This window comes from Microbacterium sp. LWO13-1.2, from assembly GCF_038397725.1.
GTDB lineage: Bacteria > Actinomycetota > Actinomycetes > Actinomycetales > Microbacteriaceae > Microbacterium.
The window spans coordinates 1,036,856-1,050,776 of the sequence record NZ_CP151634.1; the positions used below are offsets into that span (position 1 = coordinate 1,036,856).

The window sequence follows — 13,921 nt, forward strand, 5'->3', positions numbered from 1 at the left end:
CGTCAGCCGTTGTCGCGATGATCGCGCGACGGTGAGGGCCGACGGGTGCGGAGGATCAGCGGAGAAGAAGGTTGGGCTGCAGCAGGTACTTGAACGAATCCAGGCCGGCCTGCTCCACCGACGTCTGGCTGGTGATCAGCACCGGGCTGAGCTTGTTCGCGTTGTCGCTCGACGTGAACGTCACGCGGACGAATTCGCTCTTCACGGCACCGAGCGCCTCGATCAGGTACTGCGGGTTGAGCCCGAGAGTGACGTCGTCGCCACCGGAGAGGATCGCATCGACCGACTCCGATGCACGAGCGTGCTCATTGCCGGACGCGTCCATCGTGACGCTTTCGCTGGTGAACGTGAACCGCAGCGGAGCGGCTCGGTCCAGCACCAGCGACACACGGCGAACGGCCTCGACGAGGTCGGCCGTGTTCACAACCGCGTAGTGATCGGTCTGCTCGGGGAACAACCGGCGTACGGGCGGGAAGTTGCCCTTGATGAGCAGCGACGTGACGGTCTTGTTCCCCGCCGTGAACGCGATGATCTCCCGCTCACCTGCTCCGGAGAACGCGATCTGGATGGTGCCGGCGTGACCGAAGGTCTTTCCGACCTCGAGCAACGTGCGCGCCGGAACGAGAGCGGCCTGTTCGACGGCGGCGCCGTCCCACGGGATGTCGCGCAGCGACACCCGGTAGCGGTCTGTCGCGACCAGGCTCAGGCTCTGACCCGTGACTTCGAGCTGCACACCGGTGAGCACGGGAGTGACATCATCGCGCGATGCGGCGAAGCCGACCTGAGCGATCGCCGTGCCGAAATCATCAGCTGGAACGACGCCGGTGGATCCGGCGACCTCGGGAATCGACGGGTATTCCTCGACCGGCATGGCCGCGAGAGTGAATCGGGCGGATCCGCAGCTGACGGTGATGCTGCCGTCGTCCTCGACTGCGATCTCGATCGGGGCGTTCGGAAGCCGGCTCGCGATGTCGGAGAGCAGACGGCCGTGAACGAGGATCGTGCCCGGAGTCTCGACCGTTGCTTCGATGGTCGTCCGCGCGGATGCTTCGTAGTCGAAGGCCGAAAGTGTGAGTCCGGAACCATCCGCCTCGATCAGCACACCGGCCAGGATCGGCTGCGGATTGCGCTGGGGCAGAAGCTTGACGACGAACGACACAGCCTCGCTGAAGACATCGCGGTTGACCTGAAACCTCACGGGTGCTCCCTTGTCGTCGTGCTCTGATGTGTCGTCATCATCCGGTCCCTGTGCAGGGCTTCCCATGCTAGCCCCACAGTCCGGCGGTTCCCTACGCCGGGGTTCCGCTGACTTCTGGTGATCGGATCGCGCTCATGAAGGGTTAACTCCTTAACGGTGTTAACCGCTGTGGATTCTGTGGATAACACGGTGGATAGTAGTCGCGAGTAGGGAACTACACGGCTGTGACTTGTGGAATCCCTGAGGAATCCGCGGGTGCGGGTGATCCACAGCGACTGGACCAACCCCGTAGTTATCCACAGGTTCTCCGTATTCACCCACATTCGTCCCGACTTGAGTCCGTCTCATCCACAAGTTATCCACATGTGCATAGAGGCATTTATCGGCGTGGCGCGGCCGTGTCGACCGACAGAAAAGGGGGACACAGCATCCATGGGATGTCCGTGCCCCCCTCGCAGGAGCGTCGTCGTGACGCTGAGAGGCGTCAGCGACGGCCGAGCTGCGTGGTGATCTCGGTGACCTGGTTGTAGATCGAGCGCCGCTCCTTCATGAGCTCGCTGATCTTCTTGTACGCGTACATCACCGTCGTGTGATCGCGGTTGCCGAACAACTGACCGATCTTCGGCAGAGAGAGGCTCGTGCGCTCCCGGCACAGGTACATGGCGATCTGACGGGCGGTGGCGATCTGCTGAGAGCGGCTCGAGCCGTACAGGTCGTCGACGGTGAGCTTGAAGTACCCCGCCGTCGCGGTGATGATGTCGGTCGGCGAGATGATGTTGTCTTCAGCCGTGTCGATGATGTCGCGGAGGACCGTCTGGGCCAGAGAGATGTCGAGCGCAGACCGGTTCAGGCTCGCGAACGCAGACACCCGGATGAGGGCCCCCTCGAGTTCGCGGATGTTCGAGGAGACGACCGTCGCGATGTACTCCAGCACCTCGTCCGGGATATGCAGCGATTCGCTCTGCGCCTTCTTGCGGAGGATCGCGATGCGGGTCTCGAGGTCAGGAGCCTGCACGTCGGTGATCAGACCCCACTCGAAGCGACTGCGCATCCGATCCTCAAAACCGGTGAGGTGCTTGGGCGCGACATCACTCGTGATCACGACCTGCTTGTTGTGATCGTGGAGAGTGTTGAAGGTGTGGAAGAACGCCTCCTGCGTTTCGGCGCGGCCCTGCAGGAACTGGATGTCGTCGATCAGGAGGATGTCGACGTCGCGGTATCGCGCCTGGAAGGCGGCCCCGCGGTTGTTCGCGATCGAGTTGATGAAGTCGTTCGTGAACTCCTCGCTGGAGACGTATCTCACCTTCACCCCGGTGTACAGCGACTGCGCGTAGTCGCCGATGGCGTGCAAAAGGTGCGTCTTGCCCAGTCCGGAGTCGCCGTAGATGAAGAGAGGGTTGTACGCCTTCGCCGGCGCCTCTGCCACAGCGACCGCAGCCGCGTGCGAGAAACGGTTCGATTGGCCGATGACGAAGTTGTCGAAGGTGTACTTGGGGTTGAGTCGTGACTCGTGCCGGATGGGTGTCGGCTGTTCCATCGGCGATTCGGGTCGAGGCTGCTCCGGACGTCCGTAGTCGGCGACGGCGATCGGGGCCGTCGCCTGCTCGACGAGCTCGTGATTCACGACCACCCGGTATGAGGTGACTTCCTCGCCGATGAGGGAGAGGGCTTCCATGATCGGCAGGCGCAGGCGCTTGTTGATCTGTGCGGCGGTCAGATCGTTGGGGACGTCGAGGTAGAGCGTTGCGCCCATGACTCCAGCCGGAACCGCGAGGCTGAGGAACCCCTGCAACTGCGGTGTGACTCGATCGTCATCTGCCAGGAGCTCCTGCACTGTCGTCCAGATCGGCACATCGGGCAGGGCAGGTGAGGACATGGTGCTCCGGACGCGGATCGCGGGTGGTCAAAAACGTACGGCCCCCCTGTGGATAACTTCGGATGCCACGGTAGTCACCGGAGCTGTGAACGGCAACCTGCCCACGAGATTCCGCGCGCGTGTTGCGCGCACGCGGGCGGCCGGGTTGTGGATAATGGCTGTGCGCATCGTGTCGGATGCGGTCACTCGTTGTGCGCAGATTTGCTCTGGGCGCCGCCAAGACGTACCCTTAGTCGGTTGACTTATGCCATTTTTGGCAGTTCCCCATGTCTCCGGTCGCAGTGAACCCGGTGGCAGTATTCCCGGAGTGATTCCATGAGCAAGCGCACCTTCCAGCCCAACAACCGTCGTCGCGCCAAGAAGCACGGTTTCCGTGCCCGCATGCGCACGCGTGCCGGCCGCGGCATCCTCGCGGCTCGCCGCGCGAAGGGCCGCACCGAGCTCTCCGCGTAGCCCGCTGTGCTCGCCCGCCCGTATCGATTGACCCGCGGGAGCGACTACCGACTGGTCGTTCGACGTGGGTCACGCTGTGGCGGGGCGCGCGTCGTCACCTCCATGTTGTCGACGGGCGAGAGCAGAGCCGCGCGATTCGGCTTCATCATCAGCAAGCAAGTGGGTACCGCTGTGGTGCGCAATACCGTTCGTCGACGGCTCAAAGCCGTCTGCGCGGAGGCGTTCGAGCGCGTCCCTGAGGGCACGGATGTCGTCATCCGTGCCCTTCCTGCGTCTGCCGCGGCGAGTTTCGCCGAACTGCGCGCTGATGTGGACCGCTGCCTGGGTCGACTCGCCACCGATCGGACCCTGCCATGACGGCTCTTCCCGGTTCGTCGGTCGGGACGGCACAGTTTCACGCGCACGACGTAGTTCGCAGCATCCCGCTCATCCCCCGCAATCTGGTGCTGGGGTTCTTGGCCGGCTATCGCAAGGTGATATCCCCGCTGTATGGAGATGTCTGTGCGTACTACCCGTCATGTTCCGCCTACGCTGTAGGTGCGGTGCAGCAGCATGGCGCCGGACGGGGAGCGTTGCTCTCGGCCTGGCGCATCCTGCGATGCAATCCCTGGACTCGCGGTGGCGTCGACGACGTACCGCCGCACGAACACTTCCGCCACGACTTGACCTCGAACGGTTTCGTCGTCCCTGCTCGAAAGGACTGATCGGTGGGTCTCGACCTTCTGTTCGCTAGTACCTCGCCCCCGCCGGCCGCGGGCGGGTTCGATCTGCTCAGCACCATCCTCTGGCCCCTGAAATGGGTCGTCGAGTTGGTCCTCGTCGCGTGGCACGCCCTGTTCACTGCGGTCGGGCTGCCCGCGGCATCCGGCATCACCTGGGTGCTCTCGATCGTCGGTCTCGTCATCGTCGTCCGTGCCGCTCTGATCCCGCTCTTCGTGAAGCAGATCAAGAGCCAGCGAAAGATGATGGAAATCGCTCCTGAACTGCGGAAAGTCCAGGAGAAGTACCGCGGCAAGAAGGATCAGCTCTCTCGTGAGGCCATGAGCCGCGAGACGATGGCGCTGTACAAGAAGCACGGTACGACGCCGATGTCGAGCTGTCTGCCTCTCCTGGTGCAGATGCCGATCTTCTTCGCGCTGTTCAGCGTGCTGAACGATGTGACCAAGCACGCCGGCTGGGGTGTCGGCGGCGTCGGGCTCTTGAATGCCGATCTCACGCGAGAGTTCTACGACGCCAAGGTCTTCGGTGCATCTCTGCATGAGACGCTCGGCAACGCGGTGGACGCACAGAACGTCACCGCGATCATCATCCTCGCCACCCTGGTCGTCCTCATGATCGGGTCGCAGTTCTTCACGCAGCTGCAGATCATCTCGAAGAACCTCTCCCCGGAAGCCAAGACCGGGCAGGCGTACCAGATGCAGAAGATCATGCTCTACGTGCTGCCGCTGGGCTTCATCTTCTCCGGCGTCTTCTTCCCCCTCGGCGTCGTCGTGTACTGGTTCATCTCAAACCTGTGGACCATGGGCCAGCAGTTCCTCGTCATCCGTGAGATGCCCACCCCCGGTTCTGAGGCGGCGAAGGCCCGCGAAGAGCGGCTGGCTCGCAAGGGCAAGGCGATCGATTCCTCGGGCAAGGTCGTTCCGATGTCGGTCTACGAGGCTGAGCAGCAGCGTCTGCTGGACGCGGTCGAGAAGGCGAAGGCCGAAGCACCGAAGCGTCAGCAGCCGGTGGGTAAGAAGCGTGCGAAGAAGAAGGGGACCGGCTCATGACGACCGAGAGCGTGACCGAGCGGACCGAGCCGACAGTGGCCGAGCTGGAGAACGAGGGCGACATCGCCGCGGACTTCCTCGAGGAGCTGCTGGACATCGCTGACATCGACGGAGACCTCAACCTCGATGTCCGTCAGGCCCGTGCGTATGTCTCGGTCGAGGCGGAAGGAAACGGCCTCGCGCTGCTCTCCGCACCGGACACCGTCCAGGCGCTCCAGGAGATCACCCGCCTCGCCGTGCAGAACAAGACGGGGCAGTTCTCCCGGCTCATCCTCGATGTCGGCGGTTCCCGCGATGCTCGTCGTCGTCAGCTGGAGACCCTGGTGGATGCTGCGGCTGTGAAGCTCGACGAGGGAGCGTCGCAGGCTTCCCTTCCGGCGATGTCGAGCTACGAGCGCAAGCTGGTGCACGACGTCGCGGCCGAACGCGGACTCGTATCCGAGTCGTACGGCGAGGGTGCGGACCGGCACACGGTTCTTCGTCGTCGTTGATGTTCACGTGAAACATTCACGCGGAGATCGTTCATGAGTGGGGTAGAGGTAGAGCCCGCCGTCGCAGCCGATCTCTTCGGGGATCGGATCGACCTTGCACGCGCCTTCACCGATGCACTGGCACGCGAGGGCGAGGAGCGCGGTCTCATCGGCCCGTTGGAGCTGCCGCGACTGTGGACGCGGCATATTCTCAACAGTGCGATCGCGGCCCCACTGTTCTCCGGGTTCGTGGCGGACATCGGGTCTGGCGCCGGCCTCCCCGGAGTGGTACTCGCCATCGCGCGACCTGATGTGCAGTGGACTCTCGTCGAGCCGATGGAGCGCCGCGTGACCTGGCTCAATGAGCAGGTGACAGCTCTCGGACTCGACAACGTCGAGGTTCTCCGTGCGCGCGCCGAGGAAGTGCGCCGCCCTCAGGGCTTCGATGTCGTCACCGCCCGCGCAGTCAGCGCGCTGCGTACACTCATTCCGATCACGGCACCTCTAGTTCGCAGTGGGGGAGAGCTCATTCTCCTCAAGGGGATGAACGTGGCCAACGAGATCGACGCAGCGGAGAAGCAGATCAAGAAGTTCCGGCTTTCCGGGGTGCGCGTGGAGATCCTTGGTGAAGGTGTGCTCGAGGAGACGACGCGCGTAGTGCGGGCGGTTGTTCGCGGCTGAAGCCGGTTTGTCGGTGTTTCACGTGAAACATTGAGGTGCTGGGTCGGTTGGTTTCGTCGGTGCGTTGGGGATCTTGGAGGCCGGGCTCCGGGATGCTCCCCCTCGTTCGCAGAGCGGGTTCCTTCCCGCTTCGCGGGCCCCTCCCGATGCTCACTCGGGGGACATCCCTGCGCCCTTCGTGTCGGTGATCAGAGCGTTGTCCCCATCATTTGTGGGTAGTAGTAGTAGGGGTGGGGCAGCGTCTCGCTTCGCTCGACGACTGCGTGCGGGGGTCATCGTATGGTTACGGTGGAGTGGTGAGTTGGGCTCTGCGTGTGGACGTTTCACGTGAAACATCGACATGATGAGCGGGTGGAGTACTTATCGATCGATGTTCCGGTGTGGCTGTGGCAACGCGTCGATGGTTGCGTGGATAACAGCATGGCGGTCGACGTCGTGGAATCGACCCTGGAGTCGGTGAGCATCGGATCGTGCGTGCGTGACGAAGGTTGGCGAGTCGCAGCCGCGTTTGTCGGTGAAACCGATGAGCAGGGGTGGCCACCTCAAGATCATCCCTTGCCTGTCGTGCTTCAGCGTGCTCATTGGGAGTGGGTACTCACTCAGCTCGACAGGTGGATGCCGTACGAGGACAATGGCGCGTTCGCACAGGCACGCGACCTGATCCAGAAATCGCTCCACTCACCCTGATGTTTCACGTGAAACGGACCAAAAGGGGACCGTTTCACCATGTACTCCCCACCCTCACAACGACCCATACATTGGCCCAGTGCCGCGACGTTGTTTCACGTGAAACATAGACGTACTTCCTCCAGCGCAGTCGTCGAGCGCAGCGAGACGCTGATAGCCAGTGCCGCAACATCCCACTGATTGCTCGCAGAATAGCCACTATCCGCAAGCCACGGAGGGCGCAGGGATGTCGCCAGAGTGAGCATCGGGAGGGGCCCGCGAAGCGGGAAGGAACCCGCTCTGCGAACGAGGGGGAGCATCCCGGAGCCCGGTCTCCAAGAAACCCGAGCCGTCTGACCAGACAAGGCGACAGGTAACGTCTCCCGTTGCGATTAGAGTGGAATGCGGCCCCGAAAGGAGTGGATGTTTCACGTGAAACAATCCGAAAAGGCATCACCGAAGAGTTCTTTCGGGATGGATACGCCGCTTGCGCGGGAACTTGCCGACCTCACTGCCCGCCGCCGTGCGTTGGAAGCTGTGAAGGTCGAGTTCACGGGGGAGACGCGTGTTCTCACCGTTTCCAACCAGAAGGGCGGGGTCGGAAAGACCACGACCGCGGTGAATATCGCGTCGGCTCTTGTGAGCCTGGGGGCGAAGGTGCTCGTCATCGACTTGGACCCGCAGGGCAACGCCTCGACCGCCCTTGGCGTCCCGCACAGCGCGGACGTTCCGAGCGTCTACGACGTCCTGATCGAGGAATTCCCCCTGGCGGACATCGTGCAGGTCAGCCCAGAGAATCCCAACCTCTTCTGCGCGCCGAGCACCATCCACCTGGCCGGGGCTGAGATCGAACTCGTCGCACAGGTCGCCCGCGAGCACCGCCTTCGTCGTGCGCTCCAGGAGTATCTCCGCGACAGCCCCGTCGACTTCGTGATCATCGACTGCCCGCCGTCGCTGGGCTTGTTGACGATCAACGCATTCACCGCGGCATCCGAGGTGTTCATCCCCATCCAGTGCGAGTACTACGCACTGGAGGGGTTGAGCCAGCTTCTCGGTAGCATCCAGATGATCCAGAAGCACCTGAATCCGGAACTTCACCTCTCTACGATCCTGCTGACGATGTTCGATGGACGGACTCGGCTCGCGCAGCAGGTGGCTGAAGAGGTCCGCAATCACTTCCCGAGCCAGGTGCTGAACACCGTGATCCCGCGCTCGGTGCGGGTGTCGGAGGCGCCGAGCTTCGGCCAGACCGTGATCGCCTACGATGGGCAGTCCGTCGGCGCAATCGCCTATCGCGAGGCAGCCGTCGAGATCGCGTCGCGTACCGCGTCGCAGAGCAAGGAGAAATGATGGCCAAGCGCACTGGACTGGGCCGGGGGATCGGCGCACTGATCCCCACTGCAGATCAGGTGGAGCGTCCGGTGGACGTGTTCTTCCCCGGCGCGAACCTCCGACCGTCCCAAGGGATCGAGGTCAACGGTCCTGACGTTCAGCCGAAGGCGGAGCTCGCGGAAGTCCCTGGCATTCACCTGGTGCAGATCGATCCCCACAAGATCGTTCCGAACCCGCGTCAGCCGCGCACGCACTTCGACACCGAAGATCTCGCCGAGCTCGTGCACAGCGTCCGCGAGTTCGGTGTGCTGCAGCCGGTGGTCGTTCGCAAGAACTCCGACGGTGAGTACGAGCTCATCATGGGGGAGCGGCGTACCCGGGCTGCGCGCGAAGCGGGGCTCGAGGCGATCCCTGCCATCGTGCGCGAGACTGCGGATGAAGATCTGCTTCGCGACGCCCTGCTCGAGAACCTGCATCGTTCCGAACTGAACCCCCTGGAAGAGGCATCCGCCTACCAGCAGCTCCTCGAGGACTTCGGAATCACGCAGGAACAGCTGGCCACCCGCATCGGGCGCTCGCGTCCGCAGATCAGCAACACGATCCGCCTCCTGAAGCTGCCCGTACCGGTGCAGCAGCGGGTTGCCGCGGGTGTGCTGTCGGCCGGACATGCCCGAGCCATCCTCAGTCTCCAGACACCCGAGGCGATGCAGCGGCTGGCCGACAAAGTCGTGAATGAAGATCTCTCCGTGCGCGCCACGGAGGAGGCTGCCAAGTCCCAGCCGGCCGCGGCCGGCAAGGCCCCCAAGCCCACACCGGGCGCGCGCCGTGCGTACCTCGACGAGGTCTCCGGCAAGCTCGGTGACCGCCTCAACACCCGCGTGAAAATCTCGCTCGGTGCGCGCAAAGGCCAGGTCACGATCGATTTCGCCTCGATTCAGGATCTCAACCGAATCCTGAACGAGATCGGCGAAGAGGGCTACGGCAGTAGTTGAGCTCCGTCTGAAACGGCGAAGCAGGGGAAGCCACCGAACGGATCGTCTCGAACGGTGGCTTCCCCTGTTGCGGTATGGCAAGGTGTTCCCCACCGGCAATGATGTCGGTGTTCTCGATCGCGGATGGAGTTGCCATGGCCGGCCACGGAGGAGCATCACCGACAGAGGAATCGATCTTCGACGATGACGATTCCTCGAAGAGCGCCGGAGTCATCCGGATCGCGATCGTCGCCGCCTTGGGTGGTTTCCTGTTCGGCTACGACAGCGCGGTGATCAACGGCGCGGTATCGGCGGTCGAGAAATCCTTCAACGCCGATCCGGTCGCGTTGGGCTTCGCCGTCGCGTCGGCTCTCATCGGGGCGGCTGTGGGGGCGTTGCTCGCTGGGCGGATCGCCGATGCGATCGGACGCCTCGCGGTGATGAAGATCGCCGCCGTCCTGTTCCTGGTCTCCGCGATCGTGACCGGGTTCGCGCCCGCTCCTGATGGGCTCTGGGTCTTCGTCGTCGGACGCGTGATCGGCGGCCTCGGCGTTGGCATGGCCTCGGTCATCGCCCCGGCCTACATCGCGGAGATCGCCCCGGCCCGCATCCGCGGCCGTCTCGCATCCCTGCAGCAGCTCGCCATCGTCACCGGTATCTTCATCTCACTGCTCGTCGACTTCCTCATCGCGACCGCGGCGGGCGGCTCCTCTGAGCCGTTCTGGTTCGGCCTGGACGCCTGGCGGTGGATGTTCCTGGCTATGGCGATCCCCTCGGTCATCTACGGCGGCCTCGCCCTGACCATCCCGGAATCGCCTCGATACCTCGTCGCGCAGCACCGCGTCGACGACGCCAAGGTCGTGCTCGCGCAGATGCTCGGCCCCGACAAGATCGAGACCACGATCATCCGCATCCAGCAGACCATGGAGCGCACGACGAAGCCGTCCTGGGCCGATCTGCGGACTCCGTCGGGAAAGGTCGCCGCGATCGTCTGGGTCGGACTCCTGCTGTCGGTCTTCCAGCAGTTCGTCGGAATCAACGTGATCTTCTACTACTCGAACATCCTCTGGGAGGCCGTCGGTTTCGACGAGTCGCAGGCGTTCGTGATCACCGTGATCGGTGCGATCATCAACATCCTGACGACACTGATCGCGATCGCGACGATCGACAAGTTCGGCCGCAAGCCGCTGCTGATCATCGGATCCATCGGCATGACGATCACACTGACGACGATGGCATTCATCTTCGGCACCGCACCCGTCATCGACGGCTCTCCGCATCTTGAAGGAATGGCAGGACCGATCGCGCTCGTCGCGGCGAACCTGTTCGTCGTGTCCTTCGGCATGTCGTGGGGCCCGGTGGTCTGGGTTCTCCTGGGGGAGATGTTCCCGAACCGGATGCGTGCAGCGGCGCTGTCTCTCGCCGCTGCCGGCCAATGGGTGGCGAACTGGATCATCACGGTCTCGTTCCCCGGACTCAAGGACATCTCGCTGGGCCTCGCGTACGGTCTGTACGCGACGTTCGCGCTCCTGTCGCTGCTGTTCGTCTGGAGATTCGTGCAGGAGACGAAGGGCAAGTCGTTGGAGGACATGACGGAAGGGGCGGCGGCGCCGAGAAAGCGCTGAGAATCGGGCCGGATGCTGCGAACCGCGGCATCCGCGCCCGCCCCGTTTCCGGGAGCGTTTAGGCTGGAATCGTGTCCGAATCCATCCCCCGCCGCGCGAGCCTCGAAGTGCTGCGTGCGGAAGCGGCGGATGAACTTGCCGTATTGATTCAGGAGCGCCTGCTCGGAGGCGAGGACCCGTGGGAGTTCATGGAGGACCTCCCCAGCGTGGACGAGCTCGTCGTGTATCTGCTCCGCGCCGACAACATCAATGCCAATGACGGGCTGCGCCCGAATGCCGCTCGCCACTACCGAGTGCTCCGCCAGATCGCCCTGGAGTACCCCGAGTTGACCCCTGCGGTGTGGGGACTTCTCGACGAGAAGCGCAAGCACCGACGCTGGGACCCGACCGTCGCCTCTTGAGGGCAAGGCCAGGGATGACATGTCCGGACTACTGACTCCGTACGACGCCTCCTGGCCAGAGCAGTTCGAACGCGTGGCTGCGCAGTTGCGCAGCGTCGGCGACCCGACGTGGGTGATCGAACACATCGGGTCCACGTCGATACCCGGCATGCGAGCGAAGCCGATCATCGATGTGGCCGTTCGTATCCGGGACATCACGGAGTTTGAGGAGCACCGGCAGAGCCTGGAATCCTCGGGGTGGCGCGTCGGGAGCGGCGTCCGAACGCACCCGGTCATGGTCTTCGAGCAGGATGAACGTCGTGTCCAAATTGTCCACTTCTTCGCGGAGGAACAGTGGGATACCGCGAACCAACGGATCCTGCGCGATTGGCTACGCACGAATCCGGCGGACGCCGCCCATTACGAAGACGCGAAGATCGCCGCCGAGCAGGCGGCGAGGAGTGGAGCATCCACCTACAACGGAGGTAAGACCGCAGTCATTCAAGAGATCCTCGACCGGGCTCGTGCTGCTCGAGGGCTTCCTCAGGTGTCGGCCTACGACAAGTAACCAGTGACGCCCGCGGGGAGCTACGGCTTTGGCCTCCGGAAGATCACTGTCCGGATTGAGCCGCCATCGTCACGAAGAACCCGACGACGGGCACAGCACCCAGAATGAATCCGACAATCCCGAGGATTCTCGGCCGAGAGACGATGACTGCGGCGATACCGACAAGAACGGCCGCCGCGCCGACGACGACGGACGCGTAGAACGACAGGACCGCGAGAACGGCGCCGTTCGAGAGGCCCTGTCCGTCCAAGGCGCTGCCGATGATCCAGAAGCCGAGGATCATCAGCGTAGCCACCGCCCCCAGAACGACGGAGGTGATCGCGAGACCGCGGCGGGAGCTGCTCGGTGCATTTGTCGTCATACGGAGGACACTAGCGGGCACGAGGTGGGTGCGATGACCCTGCTGACCATGTTTCACGTGAAACTCCGCCCTACACCTTCCGCTCCGAACGACGAAGCCCGTCACCTCCGTGGGGAGGTGACGGGCTTCGATACGTCGATGGGTCAGCCGATGAAAGCTTCGAGATCCTTCTCGAGGGCGAACTTCGGCTTGGCGCCGATGATGGTCTGCTTGACCTCGCCGCCCTGGAAGACCTTCATCGCCGGGATCGACGTGATCTGGTACTTCATGGCGAGCTCGGGGTTCTCATCGACGTTGAGCTTGAGGATCGTGATCTTCTCGGGATGCTCCGACTGGATCTCGTCGAGCACGGGGGAGACCATGCGACACGGGCCGCACCATTCCGCCCAGAAGTCGACCAGAACGGGACCATCGGCCTGCAGAACGTCCTGCTCCCAGGTCGCCTGGCTCGTCGCCTGTGCACTCATCAGAAACTCTCCTTGATCGTGGGATTCGCCTGCTACAACAGCGGGCGACCGGTATGTGTTCCCGCCTGGTCAGGCGACGATGATCTCCGCGGCCTCCGCAGCGGGAACTTCCATCGACGCGTCCTCGAGGTCGGCGAGGAAGTGCTCCGCGTCGAGCGCGGCGACCGTTCCGGTGCCGGCAGCGGTGATCGCCTGACGGTAGGTGGGGTCGATGACGTCACCGGCAGCGAACACACCGGGTACCGAGGTGCGCGAAGAGCGACCGTCGACCCAGATCGTGCCTTCGGCGGTGAGGTCGAGCTTGCCGTGCACGAGGTGCGTGCGCGGGTCGTTTCCGATCGCGACGAACAGGCCGTCCAGAGGCAGCTCCGACACCGAGCCGTCGACGGTCGAGCGCAGCTGCACACCCGAGACCGCGCTCTCGCCACGGATCTCTGCGACCTCGGCGTTCCAGATGAACTCGATCTTCTCGTTCGCGAACGCGCGTTCCTGCATGATCTTCGATGCGCGCAGGGAGTCCTTGCGGTGGATGACGTACACCTTCGAAGCGAAGCGGGTGAGGAAGGTCGCCTCCTCCATCGCCGAGTCGCCGCCGCCGACGACCGCGATCGTCTTCTCGCGGAAGAAGAAGCCGTCGCAGGTCGCGCACCACGACACGCCATATCCGGAGAGGCGCTCCTCGCCGGCGACGTCGAGCTTGCGATAGGCCGAGCCGGTCGCGTAGATGACCGTGGACGCCTCATGAACTGCGCCGCTGCCCAGCGTGACCGTCTTGACCGGACCGTTCAGATCGAGCGATGTGACGTCGTCGTAGAGAACCTCGGTGCCGAACTTCTCGGCCTGCTCCTGGAACTTGGCCATCAGCTCGGGGCCCTGGATGCCCTCGGGGAAGCCCGGGTAGTTCTCGACCTCGGTGGTGTTCATCAGCTCGCCGCCGACCTCGACCGAGCTGGCGATGAGAAGCGGCTGCAGGCTCGCACGCGCTGCGTAGATGGCAGCTGTGAAACCGGCCGGGCCGGACCCGATGATGATGACCTGACGCATGTGCTCTCCGTTGCTGAAAGTCTGTTCCCCTGCTTCAACCCATGGTAACCGCGGGTCATT

The 13,921-nt window shown here is 63.7% G+C and carries 17 protein-coding genes; 12 read left to right on the forward strand and 5 right to left on the reverse strand.

Annotated features, from left to right (window positions below):
- Window positions 1-55: 55 nt before the first annotated feature.
- The gene (gene dnaN, locus MRBLWO13_RS04870) at window positions 56-1,198 is read right to left on the reverse strand and encodes a DNA polymerase III subunit beta (protein WP_341976678.1); all 1,143 of its coding nucleotides are present in this window, start codon (window positions 1,196-1,198) and stop codon (window positions 56-58) included.
- Between the two features lie 484 nt (window positions 1,199-1,682).
- Window positions 1,683-3,074 carry a chromosomal replication initiator protein DnaA gene (dnaA, locus tag MRBLWO13_RS04875; protein ID WP_341976679.1) on the reverse strand — a complete coding sequence of 464 codons (1,392 nt, stop codon included), beginning with the start codon at window positions 3,072-3,074 and terminating at the stop codon, window positions 1,683-1,685.
- 315 nt (window positions 3,075-3,389) lie between these two features.
- Here dnaA and rpmH point away from each other — a divergent pair, with 315 nt between their 5' ends.
- The 12 genes from rpmH to MRBLWO13_RS04935 all read left to right on the forward strand — a co-directional run bounded on the left by rpmH (window position 3,390) and on the right by MRBLWO13_RS04935 (window position 11,989).
- Entirely contained in the window at window positions 3,390-3,527 is a 138-nt protein-coding gene (rpmH, locus tag MRBLWO13_RS04880; protein ID WP_013584598.1) for a 50S ribosomal protein L34, read from the forward strand.
- A 6-nt stretch (window positions 3,528-3,533) separates the two neighbouring features.
- Window positions 3,534-3,884, forward strand: coding sequence for a ribonuclease P protein component (gene rnpA, locus MRBLWO13_RS04885; RefSeq protein ID WP_341976680.1), 351 nt, complete (start codon window positions 3,534-3,536; stop codon window positions 3,882-3,884).
- A complete protein-coding gene (yidD, locus tag MRBLWO13_RS04890; RefSeq protein WP_341976681.1) occupies window positions 3,881-4,231 on the forward strand; it encodes a membrane protein insertion efficiency factor YidD in 351 nt (116 codons plus the stop codon). Before rnpA ends, yidD begins: the two co-directional genes overlap by 4 nt.
- Window positions 4,232-4,234: 3 nt before the next feature.
- Window positions 4,235-5,296 (forward strand): membrane protein insertase YidC, encoded by a 1,062-nt coding sequence (gene yidC / locus MRBLWO13_RS04895; RefSeq protein ID WP_341976682.1) that lies wholly within the window; start codon window positions 4,235-4,237, stop codon window positions 5,294-5,296.
- Window positions 5,293-5,787 (forward strand): R3H domain-containing nucleic acid-binding protein, encoded by a 495-nt coding sequence (locus tag MRBLWO13_RS04900; protein WP_341976683.1) that lies wholly within the window; start codon window positions 5,293-5,295, stop codon window positions 5,785-5,787. Before yidC ends, MRBLWO13_RS04900 begins: the two co-directional genes overlap by 4 nt.
- Window positions 5,788-5,820: 33 nt before the next feature.
- Window positions 5,821-6,447: a 16S rRNA (guanine(527)-N(7))-methyltransferase RsmG gene (gene rsmG, locus MRBLWO13_RS04905; protein ID WP_341976684.1), complete on the forward strand. Its 627-nt coding sequence runs from the start codon at window positions 5,821-5,823 to the stop codon at window positions 6,445-6,447.
- A gap of 351 nt (window positions 6,448-6,798) precedes the next feature.
- Window positions 6,799-7,134, forward strand: a complete 336-nt coding sequence (locus MRBLWO13_RS04910) for a hypothetical protein (RefSeq protein ID WP_341976685.1) — start codon at window positions 6,799-6,801, stop codon at window positions 7,132-7,134.
- 453 nt (window positions 7,135-7,587) lie between these two features.
- Entirely contained in the window at window positions 7,588-8,463 is an 876-nt protein-coding gene (locus tag MRBLWO13_RS04915) for a ParA family protein (protein ID WP_341976686.1), read from the forward strand.
- Window positions 8,463-9,437: a ParB/RepB/Spo0J family partition protein gene (locus tag MRBLWO13_RS04920; protein ID WP_341976687.1), complete on the forward strand. Its 975-nt coding sequence runs from the start codon at window positions 8,463-8,465 to the stop codon at window positions 9,435-9,437. The genes MRBLWO13_RS04915 and MRBLWO13_RS04920 overlap by 1 nt, the downstream gene beginning before the upstream one ends.
- 134 nt (window positions 9,438-9,571) lie before the next feature.
- Window positions 9,572-11,041, forward strand: a complete 1,470-nt coding sequence (locus tag MRBLWO13_RS04925) for a sugar porter family MFS transporter (RefSeq protein WP_341976688.1) — start codon at window positions 9,572-9,574, stop codon at window positions 11,039-11,041.
- 71 nt (window positions 11,042-11,112) lie between these two features.
- Window positions 11,113-11,442 (forward strand): tryptophan synthase subunit alpha, encoded by a 330-nt coding sequence (locus MRBLWO13_RS04930; protein ID WP_341976689.1) that lies wholly within the window; start codon window positions 11,113-11,115, stop codon window positions 11,440-11,442.
- A gap of 19 nt (window positions 11,443-11,461) precedes the next feature.
- Window positions 11,462-11,989 carry a GrpB family protein gene (locus MRBLWO13_RS04935; RefSeq protein WP_341976690.1) on the forward strand — a complete coding sequence of 176 codons (528 nt, stop codon included), beginning with the start codon at window positions 11,462-11,464 and terminating at the stop codon, window positions 11,987-11,989.
- A 43-nt stretch (window positions 11,990-12,032) separates the two neighbouring features.
- Here the strand turns inward: MRBLWO13_RS04935 and MRBLWO13_RS04940 are convergent, their stop codons facing one another.
- The 3 genes from MRBLWO13_RS04940 to trxB all read right to left on the reverse strand — a co-directional run bounded on the left by MRBLWO13_RS04940 (window position 12,033) and on the right by trxB (window position 13,861).
- Window positions 12,033-12,350, reverse strand: coding sequence for a hypothetical protein (locus MRBLWO13_RS04940; protein WP_341976691.1), 318 nt, complete (start codon window positions 12,348-12,350; stop codon window positions 12,033-12,035).
- A 143-nt stretch (window positions 12,351-12,493) separates the two neighbouring features.
- Window positions 12,494-12,817, reverse strand: coding sequence for a thioredoxin (trxA, locus tag MRBLWO13_RS04945; protein ID WP_102193608.1), 324 nt, complete (start codon window positions 12,815-12,817; stop codon window positions 12,494-12,496).
- A 69-nt stretch (window positions 12,818-12,886) separates the two neighbouring features.
- Window positions 12,887-13,861 (reverse strand): thioredoxin-disulfide reductase, encoded by a 975-nt coding sequence (trxB, locus tag MRBLWO13_RS04950; RefSeq protein WP_341976692.1) that lies wholly within the window; start codon window positions 13,859-13,861, stop codon window positions 12,887-12,889.
- Window positions 13,862-13,921: the final 60 nt, after the last annotated feature.